Annotated in this window: 14 protein-coding genes and 1 CRISPR repeat array; of the genes, 1 reads left to right on the forward strand and 13 read right to left on the reverse strand. The window is 51.5% G+C overall.

The window, feature by feature from the left end; translation table 11 throughout:
* Positions 1-115: 115 nt before the first annotated feature.
* The 8 genes from arcC to fdrA all read right to left on the reverse strand — a co-directional run bounded on the left by arcC (position 116) and on the right by fdrA (position 9,975).
* Positions 116-1,045, reverse strand: a complete 930-nt coding sequence (arcC, locus tag BMI79_RS07175) for a carbamate kinase (protein WP_076941450.1) — start codon at positions 1,043-1,045, stop codon at positions 116-118.
* Positions 1,046-1,696: 651 nt separating this feature from the next.
* Positions 1,697-2,659: an HTH-type transcriptional activator AllS gene (gene allS, locus BMI79_RS07180; protein ID WP_076941451.1), complete on the reverse strand. Its 963-nt coding sequence runs from the start codon at positions 2,657-2,659 to the stop codon at positions 1,697-1,699.
* A 209-nt stretch (positions 2,660-2,868) separates the two neighbouring features.
* A complete protein-coding gene (locus tag BMI79_RS07185) occupies positions 2,869-3,573 on the reverse strand; it encodes an oxamate carbamoyltransferase subunit AllH family protein (RefSeq protein ID WP_158069108.1) in 705 nt (234 codons plus the stop codon).
* Positions 3,574-3,827: 254 nt separating this feature from the next.
* Positions 3,828-5,174, reverse strand: coding sequence for an MFS transporter (locus BMI79_RS07190; RefSeq protein WP_208611185.1), 1,347 nt, complete (start codon positions 5,172-5,174; stop codon positions 3,828-3,830).
* Between the two features lie 246 nt (positions 5,175-5,420).
* Positions 5,421-6,116: a hypothetical protein gene (locus BMI79_RS07195; RefSeq protein WP_208611187.1), complete on the reverse strand. Its 696-nt coding sequence runs from the start codon at positions 6,114-6,116 to the stop codon at positions 5,421-5,423.
* Positions 6,117-6,247: 131 nt separating this feature from the next.
* Positions 6,248-6,946, reverse strand: a complete 699-nt coding sequence (locus BMI79_RS07200; RefSeq protein ID WP_076941454.1) for a DUF5058 family protein — start codon at positions 6,944-6,946, stop codon at positions 6,248-6,250.
* A gap of 75 nt (positions 6,947-7,021) precedes the next feature.
* Positions 7,022-8,431 (reverse strand): YlbE family protein, encoded by a 1,410-nt coding sequence (locus tag BMI79_RS07205; protein ID WP_076941455.1) that lies wholly within the window; start codon positions 8,429-8,431, stop codon positions 7,022-7,024.
* Entirely contained in the window at positions 8,431-9,975 is a 1,545-nt protein-coding gene (gene fdrA / locus BMI79_RS07210; RefSeq protein ID WP_076941456.1) for an acyl-CoA synthetase FdrA, read from the reverse strand. The genes BMI79_RS07205 and fdrA overlap by 1 nt, the downstream gene beginning before the upstream one ends.
* Positions 9,976-11,061: 1,086 nt before the next feature.
* Here fdrA and BMI79_RS07220 point away from each other — a divergent pair.
* Positions 11,062-12,270, forward strand: coding sequence for a tyrosine-type recombinase/integrase (locus BMI79_RS07220; RefSeq protein WP_076941458.1), 1,209 nt, complete (start codon positions 11,062-11,064; stop codon positions 12,268-12,270).
* 106 nt (positions 12,271-12,376) lie between these two features.
* Positions 12,377-13,687: direct repeats of the CRISPR family, unit length 29 nt; unit sequence CGGTTCATCCCCGCTGGCGCGGGGAATAG.
* A gap of 92 nt (positions 13,688-13,779) precedes the next feature.
* On the opposite strand, the gene cas2e is transcribed toward BMI79_RS07220, so the two are convergent.
* Genes cas2e through cas7e form a run of 5 tightly spaced genes read right to left on the reverse strand, consistent with a single transcriptional unit; the run spans position 13,780 to position 17,380 of the window.
* Positions 13,780-14,064, reverse strand: coding sequence for a type I-E CRISPR-associated endoribonuclease Cas2e (gene cas2e, locus BMI79_RS07225; protein ID WP_076941459.1), 285 nt, complete (start codon positions 14,062-14,064; stop codon positions 13,780-13,782).
* Complete coding sequence (cas1e, locus tag BMI79_RS07230; RefSeq protein WP_076941460.1) at positions 14,064-14,978, reverse strand: type I-E CRISPR-associated endonuclease Cas1e; 915 nt, start codon at positions 14,976-14,978, stop codon at positions 14,064-14,066. The genes cas2e and cas1e overlap by 1 nt, the downstream gene beginning before the upstream one ends.
* Positions 14,978-15,604: a type I-E CRISPR-associated protein Cas6/Cse3/CasE gene (gene cas6e / locus BMI79_RS07235; RefSeq protein WP_208611189.1), complete on the reverse strand. Its 627-nt coding sequence runs from the start codon at positions 15,602-15,604 to the stop codon at positions 14,978-14,980. The genes cas1e and cas6e overlap by 1 nt, the downstream gene beginning before the upstream one ends.
* Positions 15,595-16,242, reverse strand: a complete 648-nt coding sequence (gene cas5e, locus BMI79_RS07240; RefSeq protein WP_076941461.1) for a type I-E CRISPR-associated protein Cas5/CasD — start codon at positions 16,240-16,242, stop codon at positions 15,595-15,597. The genes cas6e and cas5e overlap by 10 nt, the downstream gene beginning before the upstream one ends.
* Position 16,243: 1 nt before the next feature.
* Positions 16,244-17,380, reverse strand: coding sequence for a type I-E CRISPR-associated protein Cas7/Cse4/CasC (cas7e, locus tag BMI79_RS07245; protein WP_076941462.1), 1,137 nt, complete (start codon positions 17,378-17,380; stop codon positions 16,244-16,246).
* Positions 17,381-17,397 lie beyond the last annotated feature (17 nt).

Genomic DNA, 17,397 nt, shown 5'->3' on the forward strand with positions numbered 1-17,397 from the left:
ATCCTGACGTACGCTCCACAACACACATACTAACGGGGTACAGCCGCTATTGTATCCCGGTTTTAATCGTAGCCTCCTTGTTGGATACCAGGCACAGCACCCACGAACGATAAACTTATAGTGAGATAGAAGTACCTGTCTTCCCCTCTATGCCTTGTTTAGCTGTTTCCAGCTTGGTAATCAGAGACACTCGCCCCGGTTTAGATTGGGCAAAAGCCAGCGCGGCTTCAATTTTAGGCAACATGGAACCCTTGGCGAACTGCTCCTCGGCAATATAACGATTCACCTCTGCAACGGTCAGGTTATCCAACCATTTTACATCCGGTTTACCGAAGTTGATGGCAACCTTTTCTACCGTAGTGAGGATAATAAGCGCATCGGCATCGATCATTTCAGCCAGACGGGAGCTCGCCCAATCCTTGTCGATCACGGCATCGACCCCTCTGAGCTTTGCATCTTCCTGTATGACAGGAATACCGCCACCACCTACTGTGATAACGATCTGCCCCGCGTCGCACAAGGCTTTGATGCTCTCTTTTTCGATGATATCCACCGGCTGTGGAGAAGCGACCACGCGACGGTAACCACGGCCAGAATCTTCAATAAGGTTCTCACCCGCAGCGATCAGTTTCTCTGCGGCTTCCTGAGTGAAAAAATCACCAATTGGTTTGGTCGGATTAAGGAAGGCAGGATCGGCCGGGTTCACCACAACCTGGGTAATGAGAGTGGCAATAGGCTTGTTGATGCCACGCTTTTGCAACGCATTATGCAGGGCATTTTGCAGATCGTAACCAATATAGCTCTGACTGAGGGCGACGCAGGTCGCCATCGGCATGGCTTCGCATACGCCTTGCTTGCCTGCCGTTTCGAAAGCCAGATTGATCATACCAACCTGTGGGCCATTACCGTGAGTCACTACGACATGGTGGCCCTGCTCAATCAAATCCGTCAATATATGCGCCGTATGTTCGACCGACACTCTCTGTTCCCGGATATTATTACCTAGTGCATTGCCCCCCAGTGCCAGAACAATTTTCTTTTTCATATTGATGTTGACCTTTAATGTATTAAATGGAAAAACGTGCCAAATAAATAGGGCCACATAGGGAATAAGCCCCATATCAGAATAGCGCCCTGTAAAAATCAGCCTCAGAGAATAAATGATATTATTTTCATAATACGAGAACCTTAGGCAATCAAAAATGGTTACCGCTGAATGCGGCCGCCTAAACGCTTGAATCTGTTTATACCCTTCATACTTCAAATTGCTTGGGTGTTGGCTGCACTCTTTCACCCTGGTCACATAGTTCGCTAGGCTCCCAGGGATTCATTCGTTTGCCGCCTACAAGCAACTCGAATTATTTTGGGTATAGAGGATAACACAATAATAAAAAATGTCTGCCGCTGGTTAGTATATTCACGAATACTTTAAAAATAAGGCAAATTAGACTTAACAATCGAAGAATGACACAACCATAGCTTGTAGCCAAATTAATAAAAACTTTATGTTGAACTTGCATCAACATAAGTTCCATCGTGAATATCAAAATATAGTGTGAAGAATATCACGTTATTTTGAATGGCTGAGTAAAAATATACCATGCCAATCAATGCCCCAATGCAAAAGCGGGAGGCTGTAATAGCAACACCAGACGAGCCGCGTACGGTGAACGGGCTCGCTGAGATACTCATCCACTCAATAATCCGATGGTTCTGAATGATCAATCAAACGAATAAAGGGGGTAATCAAGGGATCCTGCGCGTCAAAAAGTTGTAACAGATATGCGGTTATTTTTCCTGCACTACTGCTGCGCCACACCAATGACAGGGGGGAAGGCTTACGGCCTATCCTCGCCAGCTTAAGCTCCGCCAAGCGCCCTTTTGCGATCTCTTCTTGAGCGATCGCTGAAGGCAGAAAACCAATACCGAGTCCAATTTCATGGCAGGTGATCTTGGTTGCCATATCTGGCACTAACAGTTCCTGCTGGCCTGCCAACCGCCAGGGGGCGCGTTTCTGTAAGCGGTCGGAGCTGTCTTCAATGTTGACTACGGGATAGTGGCGCAACTCTTGTTGGGTGATCGGTTCAGAAATGGTAAGGAGCCGGTGATCGGGCGCTGCCACGCAAAGCCAGTTGATGACACCCATGGCCCTGCTCTGAAAATCATCACTCATAGCGTGAAAACCTGGTGCCCCTATCGCTAACTGCCCATCGTTGTACTGCATCTGATCCCAGACACCCATAAAAACGGCCATCTCTAATTTGAAGACCGTGAGGGGAAAACGTTGGTTCAAATGCGCCAGCAGGTGGCTGGCAGCCTTAGGATCGTAAATGAGGTTATTGAAGACCAGCTTGAAGTTAGGCTCAATACCGTCATTAACCTGCTTGAGGGAGTCTGGCATGGTTTGGATCCACTCCAGTATCTGGGTGGCCTTTTCAAACAACATCTCACCCGAAGGCGTGAGCTTTAACTTACGGGTCGTGCGCTCTATAAGCACCGTGTCCATACTGGCTTCTATGGTTTTGATACGATAGCTGATGGCTGCGGTCGACTTATGCAAAACCTCCGCAGCTGCAGAAAAACTTTTTAGCTGGGCTACCGTCACGAAGGTACGCAACTCTTCGAGGTCAATCTTAGATTTCTGTTTGGGATCGAACATAGCTAAGTCCACCACACTAGAATAGCCCGACAAGAAGAGAATTATAGCATGATATCAAAGCATTAGCCTGACCTTTACAGAGCCCCCCTAGCGCAATGATGGCATTGTGCAGCACATGGGCATAGATGATAAAAACTTATCTTTGCTGGCCGATTCGAACCATGTTCAAGGGAATAGAAGCGAAATCTTCACTTAAGCGATATGTGATATCAGGCGTGCAATGCCGCCAACGCAAAGTGGGCACCACACAACATATCATGGCCAGACGAGTGGCCGTACTCTGCCACTTGCTTCAATGTCTGTTCAATATCGTCGATAGGTGCAGTCACTAGACGGGAGAAATGGTGGCTGTAATGGCCAGCGCACCCGTTGGCTAACATAGCGGCACTGATATCGGTGGTGCGGGTCAGTAAAGAGGGCAATAGTGACGAGAGCGTTTGATATTTGTCCGCACGGCAAGAATCAAGCACCAGTAGTATCCCCAGGATAAAATCATCGGCAGAGGGCGTCAGGCCGATACCAAAGCCAACCAGTTGGCGCAGAGAGATATCCACGCATAGCGCCATGTCGGCCTCGATCAACCAGGCCCGCAAATGCGCCAATGCGGGGGAAATATGGCTCAACGTCTGGCCGTCTCCCCCCCGTAATATGTCATACATCCCACCGACCGGCGGATTTCGCGCCAGAAAGTGGCCTATCGCAGCAGTCAATCGGGGTAGATCCTGTTGTGGCAGGACGTTATCCAACCGGGTACTCAGGCTCTCTCCCGCGGTTAACTCAAGCAGCAGATGGTTCAATGCCAGCGTGTTGTCATGCAGTAAAAACAGCACGGCCCCCTGTTCAACCACCTGTCTCAAATCATCCAGCGGCAAAATAACTGAACGGGGTGCCAACGGCATGTTTTGGGTCTGCAAACTTATCATCCTCCCCTGCGAGGTGAACAGATTACAGGCATGATGAAATACAGAGTGCACACGTAACCGACTTTCTCCGGTAATCAGCTCAGGAAGCGAACGACAAAATTGGAGAGACTTAAGGCTGTTCACAGCGGTATCCCTCCTGAACGATAGCTAGCCAAGGATGAATGGTTTCTCTTCTGGCACTGTTGTTCATTTAATTCGCCTTATGTGCTCAAAAATACTCTGATGGGTAAGCTAATTATCATTAATTAGGTGGATTCGGTTGCGCAAGCCGTTGAGGGTTTTGTCATCATCACACACACCATCGCTAAAGCCAACGAGGCACCAAGATAAATAGAAACGGGTAAGGTACTGTTGTATTGATGAATCAGATAGAGGCAGATAGAGGGAGCTAACGCTCCGCCAAAAATACCGGCAGTTTGAAACCCGAGCCCTGCACCGGTGAAACGCACGTGTACCGGAAACATAGCGGGCATATGCGCCGCAAGTGGTGCCCACATCGCAGCCAGTAAAAAGAGGGCAATAAAGGCGGAAAGCACAATGATCGCCGGCTCGCGCATTTCAACCAGCATGAAAAAGATAAATCCCCATGCCATGTTGGCTAAGGCACCGCAAGCGATGACACTGCGGGTACTGAATTTATCCGCCAGATAGCCAAATACCGGGATACCGACCGCCTGACCGATGGAGGCAGCAATACTGGCATTGAGGGCGATCTGCTTATCCATGCCGATAAATGGCAGATAAACCAGCAGGAAGAGCGCAAACACATAAAATGCAATATCACTGCCGATGCGTGAGCCTATTGCCAGTAATAATGTTTGCCAATGATTCCTGCAAATATCGATAATCGGGATGCTCTTGCGCTGTTGTAAGACTGGTTTGTTGGCCAAAAACTCGGGGGATTCATCGATGGAACGGCGCACATAAAAACCGATAGCCACCAGCAACCCGCTGGCGAGAAAAGGAACACGCCACCCCCAGGCCATAAAATCTTCGGGTGGCAAAATTGCGTTGATAAGGGCAAATACACCACTGGCAATCAAAAAACCGATTGGTGAGGCAAGTTGTACCATGCTACCTAAAAAGGCGCGCATCTTACTACCGGCAGCAAACTCATTCACCATCAGCGCAGCGCCCCCCCACTCCCCCCCGAGCGCCAAGCCCTGTAACAAGCGCAGCAGGCAAAGACCAACGGCTCCCCATAGCCCTGCTGTCCCATAGGCAGGAAGGCAGCCGATCAGAAAGGTGGCGCCCCCCATCATCAGCAGCGCCAACACCAGCATGTTCTTACGGCTGAAACGATCGCCAAAATGACCAAAGATAACGGCTCCCAAGGGCCTGGCCACAAAGGCGATGCCATAAGTTACCAGCGACAGCAGCAGCGCCAACTCCGTCGATACCTGAGAAAAAAAGATGGTAGGGAATACCAGTGCTGCTGCCGTGCCGTAAATGAAGTGATCATAAAATTCGAGGGTTGTTCCAGCAAGGCTCGCAAGAGTCACCCGCAAAAGCGAAGATTGCCTTTTTGACTCACTGGTGTTTTTAGCGTTTGCCATCTCACCACCCTTTCTCGTGAAATAAATGTAACTCATGAGTAATGTTTAACTTTTTCATGAAAACTTTCACAGCGCATCGGCAATCCAAATTATACAATTACTCAATACCGTATCACTTTACAGGCATCCAATTTATTTAACTTTGCTTTAAATATAAACATTACTCCCCGCGGAATAGTTAGGCGAAGCCTGGTTTCATTAGTTCTATTTAATAATTTAAATAAGAATGCCTTGATTTATCTCGGAGCGTACCTCATCACAAAATAATGGTTATCAGGGTATTTACTTGGCATCACTAAGATTAGGTTGTTTTATATCGCTACGATAGAGCACAAAAGCTGCAGCTACGGTTGCCCCTATCGCAAAAATAATGTGCCAGTAGCCAGGGATCAAATTTGCGGCAAACAGTTTAAGCATCAAGGGCACACCGATAGCAACAGGGATCACTTTTGGATACTTGATCGCGAAGGTGACCATCAAGGCACCGAAGACTGCCGGAACCGTATAGGACTTGAGGGCATCTACCGCAGGGCCAGGCAATACCGACAGGAGGAAAGAACCGCATATCACACCGACACAGATAAACACGGTCGTCGTGGTGGTAGCCCCGATAATGGCAAGTGTCGACACCACTTCCGCCTCACGAGAGCCCGGCTCGACCTTGGCTAAGTCCTGGGCAATTGCCGCAGCGGGTAATTTGGTCGTCCCGATATTACCAGTCAGGAAGGCTAAATAAGTGCCCGACAGGCCCAGTGCCGGATAAAAACTGATAGGTTCGATCAGCCAGATGAAACCGAAAGAGGCCACGATGAGCAGCACGTCGTTCTTCAACCAGTCAACGGGTGGAAAAATACCGTGGACCAGGTAGAGATAGAGTATCGGGAAAGTGGTCGTCACACAGGCCGTTAGCAGAGTGCCCCTGCCAATTTTGTGGACCGGATTGACCCACTGTTGGGTGTAATTTGAGTTGTCCATCATTCTGCATCCTGATTAATCTATTCGCTAATCGGTTGATATATGCCGACCATCGAGGGTTGATATGGGGGTATCGCGCCATGAATCATCCATTCTGTTGGCCTCAATACGATTAAATCTTCCTGATAGCCGTGCTATCCGACAATCGACTGGACGATGGCTCCAGCAACAGTACCAGCCAGCATGGCAATCCCCAGGCTATACTCTTTCAACTTCTCTACTTGTTGGGAAATGAGATAGAGCACATAGGTCGCAATGCCCGCAACCAACCAGGCACCAACGTTACCACCGCCGTGGATAACGGTGCCGGAGCTCAGGTTACCGTAGATGGCACACATGGCGGCACCGCTGACCAGCGCCAGGATCTTAGGATTCTTGTTAACAACCTTGGCGCGGATTTTCTCGAGATGGCCAGCAAAGAAAACGGCCGAGAGCATAGAGCCGATACCGTTCAATGCCATCCCAAACCAGGCGACAAACAGCACCGCGACGGTGAAATCAGCCCCTCCGAAGGTGACGCCAGCGGCATCAGCACCAAACTTGGCGGCAGCCATCTCGTTGGTGGCCGAAACGATGATAGACAGACGCATCCAGGTTATCGGGCCGCCCAATACGGCCATCATGCCCACCAACACAATCAGGATACCGAGCGCCGGACCTACGGCGGCGACCATCCCTACCTTGAAAGACTTGGCACAGATCTCATCGGACATGCCAAGCAGCTTGGCATTCTTGCGCGCCAGCCTGTAGTAGGCATAGCCCTGTACAGCCACGACCATAATAGTGATACTGCAGAGCAGCCATAACAGCGGGCTGTTAATGATTTCATCCATTTGACACTTCCTTATAACTCATCATCTTGTCCCGAGCCCTCGCGCGGGCTGCGGACAAGATGTATTACGTTGAAATCAGATCACTTCGGCTAAACGCAGCAGCGCTTTTTCGAAGCAATCGATCGGCGGATTGGTAATACCCGCACCGATCTGCCCCTTGCCAGCCTTCTTGTGCACGCTACCGGTGGTGATGATCGGCAAAATGCCCGTCTCTACGACCTTGCGAATGTCGATACCGGTAGGGGAGCCACGGAAATCGAGCACTGGCTGAGAGAAGTTCATATTCTCAAACAGCGTGATTTCGTACATTTTCTTAGAGATCTCAATACCATCTGCTGCCGATCCCCCCACCAATTGGACAATAGCGGGGGCACCGCTCAAGGCAAAGCCGCCAATACCCGCCGTTTCGGTGATAGCAGAATCCCCCATATCCGGGTTGGCATCATCATCGCCATAGCCGGGGAAGTAGAGAGCCTTGACCATCTGTGCGGGCCCGGTGAACCACGCGTCCTTGAGGCCGGAAACACGGATACCGAAATCCACACCGTTGCGGGCCAGAGCAGTCACCATGGTACTTTTCTCGACGCCGTGAGCGACATCCAGACACACCTTGGAGGAAGGCATGCTGATACTGAGGAAGTAGCCATCATTGTCGTTAATAAAATCGACCACGGGTTGCAAGCGTTCGTGCGGCAACCCCGTTTTCAACAGCAAGGGAAAGAGAGCACGCAGGAACATGCTGGTGCCTGCCTTGTTGCGGTTATGCCCTTCGTCCCCCATGTGCAGCGCCTGGAACTGCAGAGATTTGGTGTCAATACCCTCACTCTGGGAAAGCGCCAGATGCATGACTTCACGGAACTCGGATCGCATCCATTTCAGCCGTTCGATCACCTCTGGGCCAAAGGCACCATAGCGCATAACCTTGCCCCCCATGCCTTCAGGCACTGGGCAATAGGCGTAATTGCCGTGGGTTTTGTTCTTGAAGACCTGCACCACCATAGAGGAAGAAATCACCCCGGCCATTGGGCCAACGGCATTATGCTCATGGCAGGGTGCGAACTTGATTTCGCCAGAAGCGGCAAGTGCCTCAGCCTGCTGCTGATCGGCTGCCAAACCTTCAAGGATCAGCGCACCGATCACCGCGCCCTGCATTGGGCCGCACATACGTTCCCAAGTAATAGGTGGCCCGGCGTGCAGTATGGTGTTGGCCGTCATTCCGGGGATGACATCTTTGGCTTGCTGATAGTCCACCAGGAAGGGGGCCGCTTCCATGAACAGGCTAATCGCCTTCTGGTTCGCTTGATCTATCTCTTCACTATCCAGCTTGGCTAAGGCAGCCAGCAGCTCCTTATTGCCCCCTGCTGGCGGGCGCCACTCGACCTGAACACTGTCGACGTGCTGGGAGAGCAACTCGTTGTTGAAACTCTCGGCACCGAAGTTAATGGTTTTTAACTCACTGTTGAAAAGGGAATTAATCTTGCTCATTACTGAATTCCTTTGATGATTGCGGCGGCAATACGTGCGGCATGGGCGTTGTTCTTACCCAGAATCACCCCAGCGGACTCAAGCTTCTGCATTTGCAGCTTCATGATTTGCGGATCCTTATCGGTTCCCAGCACGTAGCCGACGAAAATCACCTCACGGCCCTGCTGCTGAGCCGCTTTTTTGGCAGCCTCGATGCCTTCCAGCGTCACACCCGCCGGATCTTCGTTTGAACCAAACCCAAGCACTATGTCGAGCAGGATGACAGCGGTTTGCGGGTCGACAGCCTCCTGGATGAGCCGCAGATTACGCAGGGTAGGATCAATCATCGGGTGGGGTTTGCCGACGGTGAAAGCGTCATCCCCCATATCAACAAAGCTGTTTTTCACACTCTCGTTCGGATTGACCAGCTTCTCTTCCGGCTTCTTGGCAACGTTGCTGTAGCAAGGCAAATCAGGGCACTGATTTTTGAAGATGATACGAGCTTCATCGGTCAGAGTGCCGCCGCAGAAAACGCCTCGCACATATTTCTGGCCAGCATCCAGTTTGTTGCTCAGTTCGGCAACCAACGCCGTATCAACGGCTACCGGAGCAACCTTAGCGCTGGTATTCAGCAGAGCAACTGCCTTCTGTGCCCCCTCTTCAAGGGTGTTAGCAAAATGCAGGTTGGCATCAGAGGCACGGCTTATGCCCTCGCTCAAAAAACAGACCACTACCGGTTTACCAGCCTGTTTAGCCAGATGGCTCACTTTCTCGGCCACTGATACTTCAGGTGGCTTGGAAACCAGCACGATGAGATCGGTCCCAGGATCCTGCGCCAACGCTTGCAGAGCATCACACATCATAATGGCGTTGATGTTTTTGGAGAGATCGCGACCGCCGGTGCCGATAACCTGACTGACGCCATAGCCATACTGATCCAGCAATACGGTGATCTCCTGTGTGCCGGTCCCGGAAGCCCCAATTACGCCAACACGCCCCTGATTCACCACGTTGGCGAAGCAGAGTGCCTTCCGGTTGATAATGGCGGTGCCGCAATCGGGGCCCATCATCAGCAAACCCTTTTGATGGGCCAGGGATTTCAGCATCAGTTCATCTTCAATACTGACATTGTCGCTGAACATCATGACGTGCAGATCCTGTTGCAGCGCCCTCTTCGCCTCCAACACGGCATACTCACCCGGCAGGGAGATGACCACCATGTTTGCGTCCGGAGAAGCATTCAGTGCAGATTTGATGCCAACAGGTTTCGCCTTGCTGGCTCCCCCCTTGTTACGATTAACCAAACCTTTTTCAATAGATTCAAATAACTGGGCGGTATTTTCTTCGTCTTCGAGGCAAAAGGAGATAATAAGATCGTTTGGAGTTGCTGCTTCAGCCTCTGGAGTACTCATTCCGCTGTCGCGCAGCAGAGCCTTGTTGAGATCGCTCCCCATGCTTACAGAGAGATTCAACACTCCTTCCAAGCTGGCCAAGCGTTTGGTTATTCCCATCAGGGTGACAGAGTCAAAATAGGTGTTCTTCTTTATTAAACAAAATATCTTCAACTTAATTTCTCCTAATGAAGACACTAATCGTAATCCGTTGATGATAGTTCGAATAACTCAGCCGAAATTACAGCCACCTGTATTATTCGAATAACAAACACATGCCACAGCTGGCCTTATCTATTTCTCAACGAGTTTGTTATTATGATTCAGTAATTAAATTATACCCGTCACACTTCCAGTTGCTTGGGTGTTGGCTGCCCTCACTCACCCCAGCCACTTACCTGAGTAAGCTCCTGGGGATTATTTCGGTTGCCGCCTACAAGCAACTCGAATTATTTTGGGTATAGGTTATTTACACCTCATTATAATTTAATGATTTTATTTTAATAACACAGGTTTGACACACCAGATAACTGGAGAGCCATATAAGCACTGTTTTAGTACTTAAGTTTAAAATTCACTATAGGAGGTATATTAAACTCAGGCTAGTTCATGTTCAATCAAAGCAGGCGTTAATCTAAAATACCGTTAGAAAAAATTTAATTATGATCTGAATCAAAAAATAATAGTGATCTCTATCATGATTTAATTGTCATTAATTATCCCACCATAATTAAACTTCATTTTTTTAATTTTAACATTCGATAAATTAGAGCTGGATCACTTACAAAGCTGGAACAGTGCCTTAGGTAAAAGTGATTAAGGCACTCTGTCCGGGCAAGTATTCACGGGTTACAAGGTGATTGAGAAGGAGTGGAATACGTTGTCGTTAATGTTTAGGGGCAGAAACCGCGCTCCCGCTGAGGTTGATGACAAAGCGGTTTTTAAACCCGAGATACCCGGGCTTAGCGTACCGAGGCGCGCGCTAACAACAGGAGTCGTCAGCAGTCTGAGGGGCCCTGTTGGGCCCCTTGGATTATCGAACAACGGTTTTAATGGCTTACTTCGAATCCCACTTCGGGTACCAAACTCACCTCCCCTTAAATCTCCTGAATTCAAGTAAACCCCTTTAAAATCCTTGCGATACTAGATATTATCACATCATCAGCTCCACAGAAGTCAACCAGCATCCACGTCAATCAAGTGCTCGCTGGGGGCCTATCTGGGGGCTCATCTTGTTCAACGTTATTTTTGGGCCCCCAAATGCCACTCAATGCAAGACAAGTCGAGACAGCTAAGCCGAAAGACAAGGAGTATAAACTCACCGACGAACGTGGGCTTTATCTCCTCGTAAAACCGAATGGCTCCAAGTATTGGCGTCTCAAATACCGTATCACCGGGAAAGAAAAGAAACTCGCCATTGGTGTCTATCCCGATATCTCACTTGCTGATGCACGCCTTAAACGTGATGAAGCACGTAAAATGCTTACTGATGGCCTCGATCCAAGCCAGCAGAAACAGTTAGAAAAACAAGCTCAAAAAATCACTACTGAAAATACCTTCCATACCCTCGCCCTCGAATGGCATGCCTACAAAAGTAAATCCTGGTCTGAGGGGTACGCTGAAAACGTCCTGGAAGCCCTGCAAAAGGATATTTTTCCACATGTTGGCAAACGCCCTGTTGCAGAGATCAAACCACTAGAAATGCTAGCAGCACTGCGTATGATCGAAAAACGCGGAGCATTGGAGAAAATGCGCAAAGTACGCCAGTATTGTAATCAGATATTTCGCTACTCTATTGCCACCGGACGTGCCGAGATAAATCCAGCGGCAGAACTGGCCAGTACACTGACCGCTCCCAAGTCAGCACATTTCCCTCATTTCACTGCAGGAGAACTGCCTGAGTTTTTAACTGCCCTAGCTGGTTATCATGGTGGTCCCCTCACCCGTCTGGCAACACGGCTGCTTCTGCTGACCGGTGTGCGTACTATTGAACTGCGCAACGCTGAGTGGAGGGAGTTTAATCTTGAACAATGTTTATGGGAAGTGCCTGCCGAACGCATGAAGATGCGTCGTACACATCTGGTTCCACTGTCAAGACAGGTCGTCACTATCCTGCGAGAACTGCAAGCAATCACAGGCAGCTATCGACTGGTTTTCCCTGGGCGCAATGATGTTAACAAACCAATGAGTGACGCCAGCATTAACATGGTACTAAAACGTATCGGTTATGATGGCAAAGCTACGGGTCATGGCTTTCGGCATACGTTTAGTACCATTCTGCATGAAAGAGGGTTCAATACGGCCTGGATCGAGCTCCAATTGGCGCACGTCGACAAGAACAGTATCCGCGGTACTTATAATCATGCCCAGTACCTCGATGGTCGACGGGAAATGATGCAGTGGTATGCTGATTACATCGATAGCTTAGAACATCGTGGAACCACGCAGACGCTTCCCGTAGCAAAATGACAGGTCTCAGAGGCTATCCCAATAGTAAGCGATCAGTGAGTGCCGTATTGACGTCTAATGACTACATACGGCGCTGGGTTTACGCTTACAATCATTCCTGACTACGTGGTTCATCCCCGCTGACGCGGGGAATAGCCTTTAGCACTGACATATCACTCCCCATCGACCGGTTCATCCCCGCTGGCGCGGGGAATAGCTGACACAGTGAGAGGCAACCCCGTATATGCCCGGTTCATCCCCGCTGGCGCGGGGAATAGTGAGTTTATCAACCTAGGGGTTGCAGTTCCAACGGTTCATCCCCGCTGGCGCGGGGAATAGCCACACCGGAATATACCCGACAATGGCATTTTCCGGTTCATCCCCGCTGGCGCGGGGAATAGATTATTCCCGGTGCGTGATTTTATGTAGCCGCCGGTTCATCCCCGCTGGCGCGGGGAATAGGCAAGATGCGGAACGTGAGTGATGCGTCCCTGCGGTTCATCCCCGCTGGCGCGGGGAATAGTTGTCGAACTGGATAATTCATTTCCATATCACCGGTTCATCCCCGCTGGCGCGGGGAATAGGTACTCGCGGCCCAGGAAAGACGGCGGCACAACGGTTCATCCCCGCTAGCGCGGGGAATAGTTGCGCACCTCATCCGACCACTGAGTTATAGTCGGTTCATCCCCGCTGGCGCGGGGAATAGTCCATGATGCGATAATGAGCAAACTCAGCATCAGGTTCATCCCCGCTGGCGCGGGGAATAGCCCCTTTGTTTTCGTGTTTCTACTATAGCTATCGGTTCATCCCCGCTGGCGCGGGGAATAGTGGATGATGACAAAAGCCGGATGGGATTCTGGCGGTTCATCCCCGCTGGCGCGGGGAATAGCTTCAGCTGGCCTTTCTCACTGGTGTAGCCGCCGGTTCATCCCCGCTGGCGCGGGGAATAGTGCATGCAGAAATGAAAGACCGATACAAAGAACGGTTCATCCCCGCTGGCGCGGGGAATAGCGGTAATCACAGGCACAAGCCCGGCTCAGGTGCGGTTCATCCCCGCTGGCGCGGGGAATAGACAAAAAAACTAGGCAATACTGCACCTAGTTTCGGTTCATCCCCGCTGGCGCGGGGAATAGAGTTCGACGCGCTCTATCGCATTGCCCACGAGCGGTTCATCCCCGCTGGCGCGGGGAATAGAAGAAACAGACCAGATAGCCGGGGCCATGTATCGGTTCATCCCCGCTGGCGCGGGGAATAGCCAAGATAGGCAGCAAGGGCAAGGTCTATCACCGGTTCATCCCCGCTGGCGCGGGGAATAGCTCACTGGCTGGGAAGTACTGGCGAAACGACTCGGTTCATCCCCGCTGGCGCGGGGAATAGACTACACTATTAAGAAAGAATATCTAAATACACGGTTCATCCCCGCTGGCGCGGGGAATAGACTTAACAGATATTATTGATTTAAATGGATTTTTCAAGACATAAAAAACCACCAACTAATCAAGATTGTTAATGAACAATAACCTATTGATTTTAAACAGGCAGAAAAGAGACTAACCGACAGCCATCCAAGTCCACCGGCATCCTTCGATTTGCCCCCAAGGTTTGAAACTCAAACCCTGAGTCGTTGTTAGTGGGCCATGCCATCACGATATTGCCCTGCTCCACCAACGCCTCGCACTGCTGCCAGATCATCTCTCGTACCCGGCGCGAGACATCCCCCACATAAACGCCTGCACGGACTTCCAGCAACCAGATAGCAAGCCGACCACGCAAACGCGGGGGCACATCTTCGGTTACGACGACCAACATACTCATCACTGACTCCTGTGACCAGCGTCCCCCATACCGGTCGGTTCGGGAATGGCGGGCGGCTGAGCATCCTTGGGAGACTCAGGCGGGGTGATCCCCCCAGCGGCAAGCACCTCTTCAATTAACGGGATCAGTTTTTCCAAGGTGCGCTGTTTGTTAAAGCTGTCGCGACAGGCCAAGCGCACTGCGCGATCGGGGTTGGCATCTCCCCTGGCTGCAATCTCAAACGCCTGGGGCACCACGGTTTCAAATTTGATGATGTCGGCTATGTCGTAGACAAACGAAAGCGGCTTGCCACTATGAATAAAACCAATAGCCGGAGCATACCCAGCCGCCAAAATGGCAGCTTCCGTAATGCCATACAGACATGAAGTAGCTGCGCTGATGCATTGATTGGGCAGGTCTCCCTTATCCCAATCCTTGGGGTCATAGCGACGCCCATGCCACTTAACCCCATAGCGAGCTGCCAACAATTTGTAGGTCTCACGCACCCGTGCTCCTTCAATCCCACGTAACTGATCTACCGAACGACGGCTTGGAGGCGGCTCGCCAAAGCGCAGCTCAAACATCTTGCGTACTACTTTGAGACGCAGCTCTTCATCCAGCGCAAGTTTGGCCTGAAAGAGTAGCCGGTCGGAGCGGGCACCACCGGGCTGACCAGCTGCATAGAGCCGCACTCCGGCCTCCCCTACCCAAACCAGCAGAGTGCCAGCCATTGCAGCCAGCTTGACGGCCGCGTGAGAGACCCGAGTGCCGGGCTCAAGCATCAAACAGGCGACAGTACCGATTGGGATGTGAGTGCGTACCCCATCTTTGTCCACCAGTACAAAGGCGCCGTCGATCACATCCAACTGGCCGTATTTAAGAAACAGCATGGCACGGCGATCCTTGATTGGCAGCGGCTTGAGAGGGGGGAGCATCAGTCTTTCCCCAAAGAAAGCAAGCCGCAGCCCAGTGACTTGGCAGGGCCGATACCCTCACACAGAGCGTTTCGCAAAGCATGAGGATCGACAACCTGCAAGTACCCCTCAAAGGTCGCCGTCAGCACACTAAGACGGCTTGTTCCCTTACGCCCATGCTGCATCACGGAGTTACAGACCAGCGCATGGACAAGACTAAAACCGTGGCGATCGCCTTGTCGAGCAAGCCAAGCCAACTGCTCTTCCTCGCTACACAGCCCCCTGCGTTTGCCATCACGAGTTACCGTCGGATTAGCCTGCAGGCGAAAGCGATAGGAACCATGTTGTTCTAGCCATGGCTCGGGGGCAAAGCGCTTCTCTTGCACTTCCCCTTGCAGGTAGTAAGGCAGATCGCATAGCGGCCCCCAGTTCCCTTCGGTTTGCGATTGCACCAGCAGTTGAGGCTGTTGCCAGTTAGCTGTTGCCTCGAGACGCCACAAGAAACGCGCAGGCGCCGTTTCTTCGTCAGGAACAAAAGCCCTGGCTAGGGTGCGATGAAGCTCGTAGGGATTGGCCAGATCACGGCGTGCCTCCTTGCTTCTTGGATTCAAGATCAATCGACTCAGATGCAATTGATTCAGGGACATGGCATCTCCTCAGGCTCCAGTTGCTCGGTGAGCACAAAACGAGGGCCAAAGCGGCGGTCAGCGAAAGGGGCGATGGGTTGATCGAGGCGAACCGTCCCTTCTGTCGCCTCCAACAACAAACGACGCACTTGCTGGCACGCCCCCTTGACCAACTCGGGATAGTCGCACAGGGCTGCCAGCAAATCGCTATCTCTCAGACCATCAGGTAGATACACTGGCGGTGACGGCAGACACCCCTTGCGACCCAAGACAAGGGCCCAATGGGGCGTTTTCAGCGCCCGATGGATCTGAGCAAGCAGAGACCTATCACCTTCGAAGCCAACCAGAAATGCAGCATCGCTCAAGTAGTAGCGTGGACTGACCACGGTGCGGTTCATGTCAACCTTGCCAGCAGCGTTAATGATTCCGGTGGCAGTTTGATAATCGCGCAGTACAACCCCTTCCCTATCCACCCGCACCCCCATCTCAAGGGCGGCAAGATCGTCGACTGGCTCGCTCCTGTCTCGCCCCAAGGCAGCACAGATAAGTCCGAGCACTCCTGACTTGGAGGGTTCCATCTGGGTGTCTCGCTCATCGAAGCGGCTAGTGGTCCCCCAGGATTGCATGGGGCCCTGCAGCCGCAGTAGCAGTGTCGGCATGTTACTCTCCCCACTGGGTCTCGACGACATCACGTACCCAAGCAGCAAGTTCGCTTACCGAAATGTGCGCCTGGCTGTTCTTAAGCTGCCATTTGCCAGTGAGATCGATATGGGCCCAGCGATCGGTTGCATCTCCGTAGACTGGGGCCAGCTTGCTCTCGTACTCACCAAGCGCCGCTACCGACTGTTCGGTGAGGCTCTTATCGTGGCGCGGCAGGATCGGACGCTCGAAGGCATTGGCCAGATTGAGAGGGCTTTTACGCAGGCTCACACCGATAAACTCAGGCAGGTTGTGGGCAGCGAAGCTGTTCTGCTTGCCACTAGGTATGGCTCGTACCATCGATTGGATCAAAGCCTCAATGGCCGATGCAGTCAGCTCCTTGTCATCTTGCAGGTTTTGCAGCAACTTGCTCACATCAAGCGCGGCATAACGGTAGAAAGTGGCGGAGTTAAACTCGACCTGGCCAATCATGCCTGCACCGGTTTCGTCAGGGCCACCCACGTCATCGACGGCAGTAAAGTAGTCAAAGTCGCGCTCTACCCTGTGGGTGCTGATGGCATGGGCTACCTGACAGGCAGCATCCTGATTGACCTGAGGCAGGTCGGCCAGCATTCGGCCAAAGAGTGCAACATCCACCGCCTTACCCCCATCGAGCAGCGCCTTGGCCTGCTTGGCCAACTCAGCCGGAATGGCCGCCTTGCTCTCTTTTTTCCCCTTTTTCTCACCCGCTGCCGGAACGATCAAAGCATCCCAGTGTTCTTCTATCAGAGCGGCAAAACCAGCAATCTCGCGTTCGCCAAGAAACAGCAGATACTCGGTCTTGCCATCATCCTTAAGCTTAAGCCCTGCGGCAGCCAAAGCGACCTCGATCTTACCGCTCGCTTCTTCCTGATCTCGGTCAGCAAGTCTTTTCAGCAACAACGCCTGCAGTTTCTTGGTGCGAAGGGCACGATACTCAGTAGGGATAAGCTGCTGGTCACGGCTATAAAGACGAATGGCACGTTTGAAACACTGACTACTGACCCGAGCACGGCGCTGGCCCCCAAAGATTGCATCCTTAGGAGCTCCAGTATCATCACGGTTCAGATTGGAAGGGGCGAAGTTCTGGATAAGATGCAGTTCAACAAACAGGGTCATAGTTTCTCTCCTTGAAG

The sequence above is a fragment of the Serratia oryzae genome (assembly GCF_001976145.1).
GTDB classification, from domain to species: domain Bacteria; phylum Pseudomonadota; class Gammaproteobacteria; order Enterobacterales; family Enterobacteriaceae; genus Chania; species Chania oryzae.

Coding starts and splice junctions, on each gene's coding strand:
- arcC (WP_076941450.1), bottom strand. CDS start 1,045: ATGAAAAAGAAAATTGTTCTGGCACTGGGGGGCAATGCACTAGGTAAT.
- allS (WP_076941451.1), bottom strand. CDS start 2,659: ATGTTCGATCCCAAACAGAAATCTAAGATTGACCTCGAAGAGTTGCGT.
- BMI79_RS07190 (WP_208611185.1), bottom strand. CDS start 5,174: ATGAGTTACATTTATTTCACGAGAAAGGGTGGTGAGATGGCAAACGCT.
- BMI79_RS07195 (WP_208611187.1), bottom strand. CDS start 6,116: ATGATGGACAACTCAAATTACACCCAACAGTGGGTCAATCCGGTCCAC.
- BMI79_RS07200 (WP_076941454.1), bottom strand. CDS start 6,946: ATGGATGAAATCATTAACAGCCCGCTGTTATGGCTGCTCTGCAGTATC.
- BMI79_RS07205 (WP_076941455.1), bottom strand. CDS start 8,431: ATGAGCAAGATTAATTCCCTTTTCAACAGTGAGTTAAAAACCATTAAC.
- BMI79_RS07220 (WP_076941458.1), top strand. CDS start 11,062: ATGCCACTCAATGCAAGACAAGTCGAGACAGCTAAGCCGAAAGACAAG.
- cas2e (WP_076941459.1), bottom strand. CDS start 14,064: ATGAGTATGTTGGTCGTCGTAACCGAAGATGTGCCCCCGCGTTTGCGT.
- cas1e (WP_076941460.1), bottom strand. CDS start 14,978: ATGCTCCCCCCTCTCAAGCCGCTGCCAATCAAGGATCGCCGTGCCATG.
- cas6e (WP_208611189.1), bottom strand. CDS start 15,604: ATGTCCCTGAATCAATTGCATCTGAGTCGATTGATCTTGAATCCAAGA.
- cas5e (WP_076941461.1), bottom strand. CDS start 16,242: ATGCCGACACTGCTACTGCGGCTGCAGGGCCCCATGCAATCCTGGGGG.
- cas7e (WP_076941462.1), bottom strand. CDS start 17,380: ATGACCCTGTTTGTTGAACTGCATCTTATCCAGAACTTCGCCCCTTCC.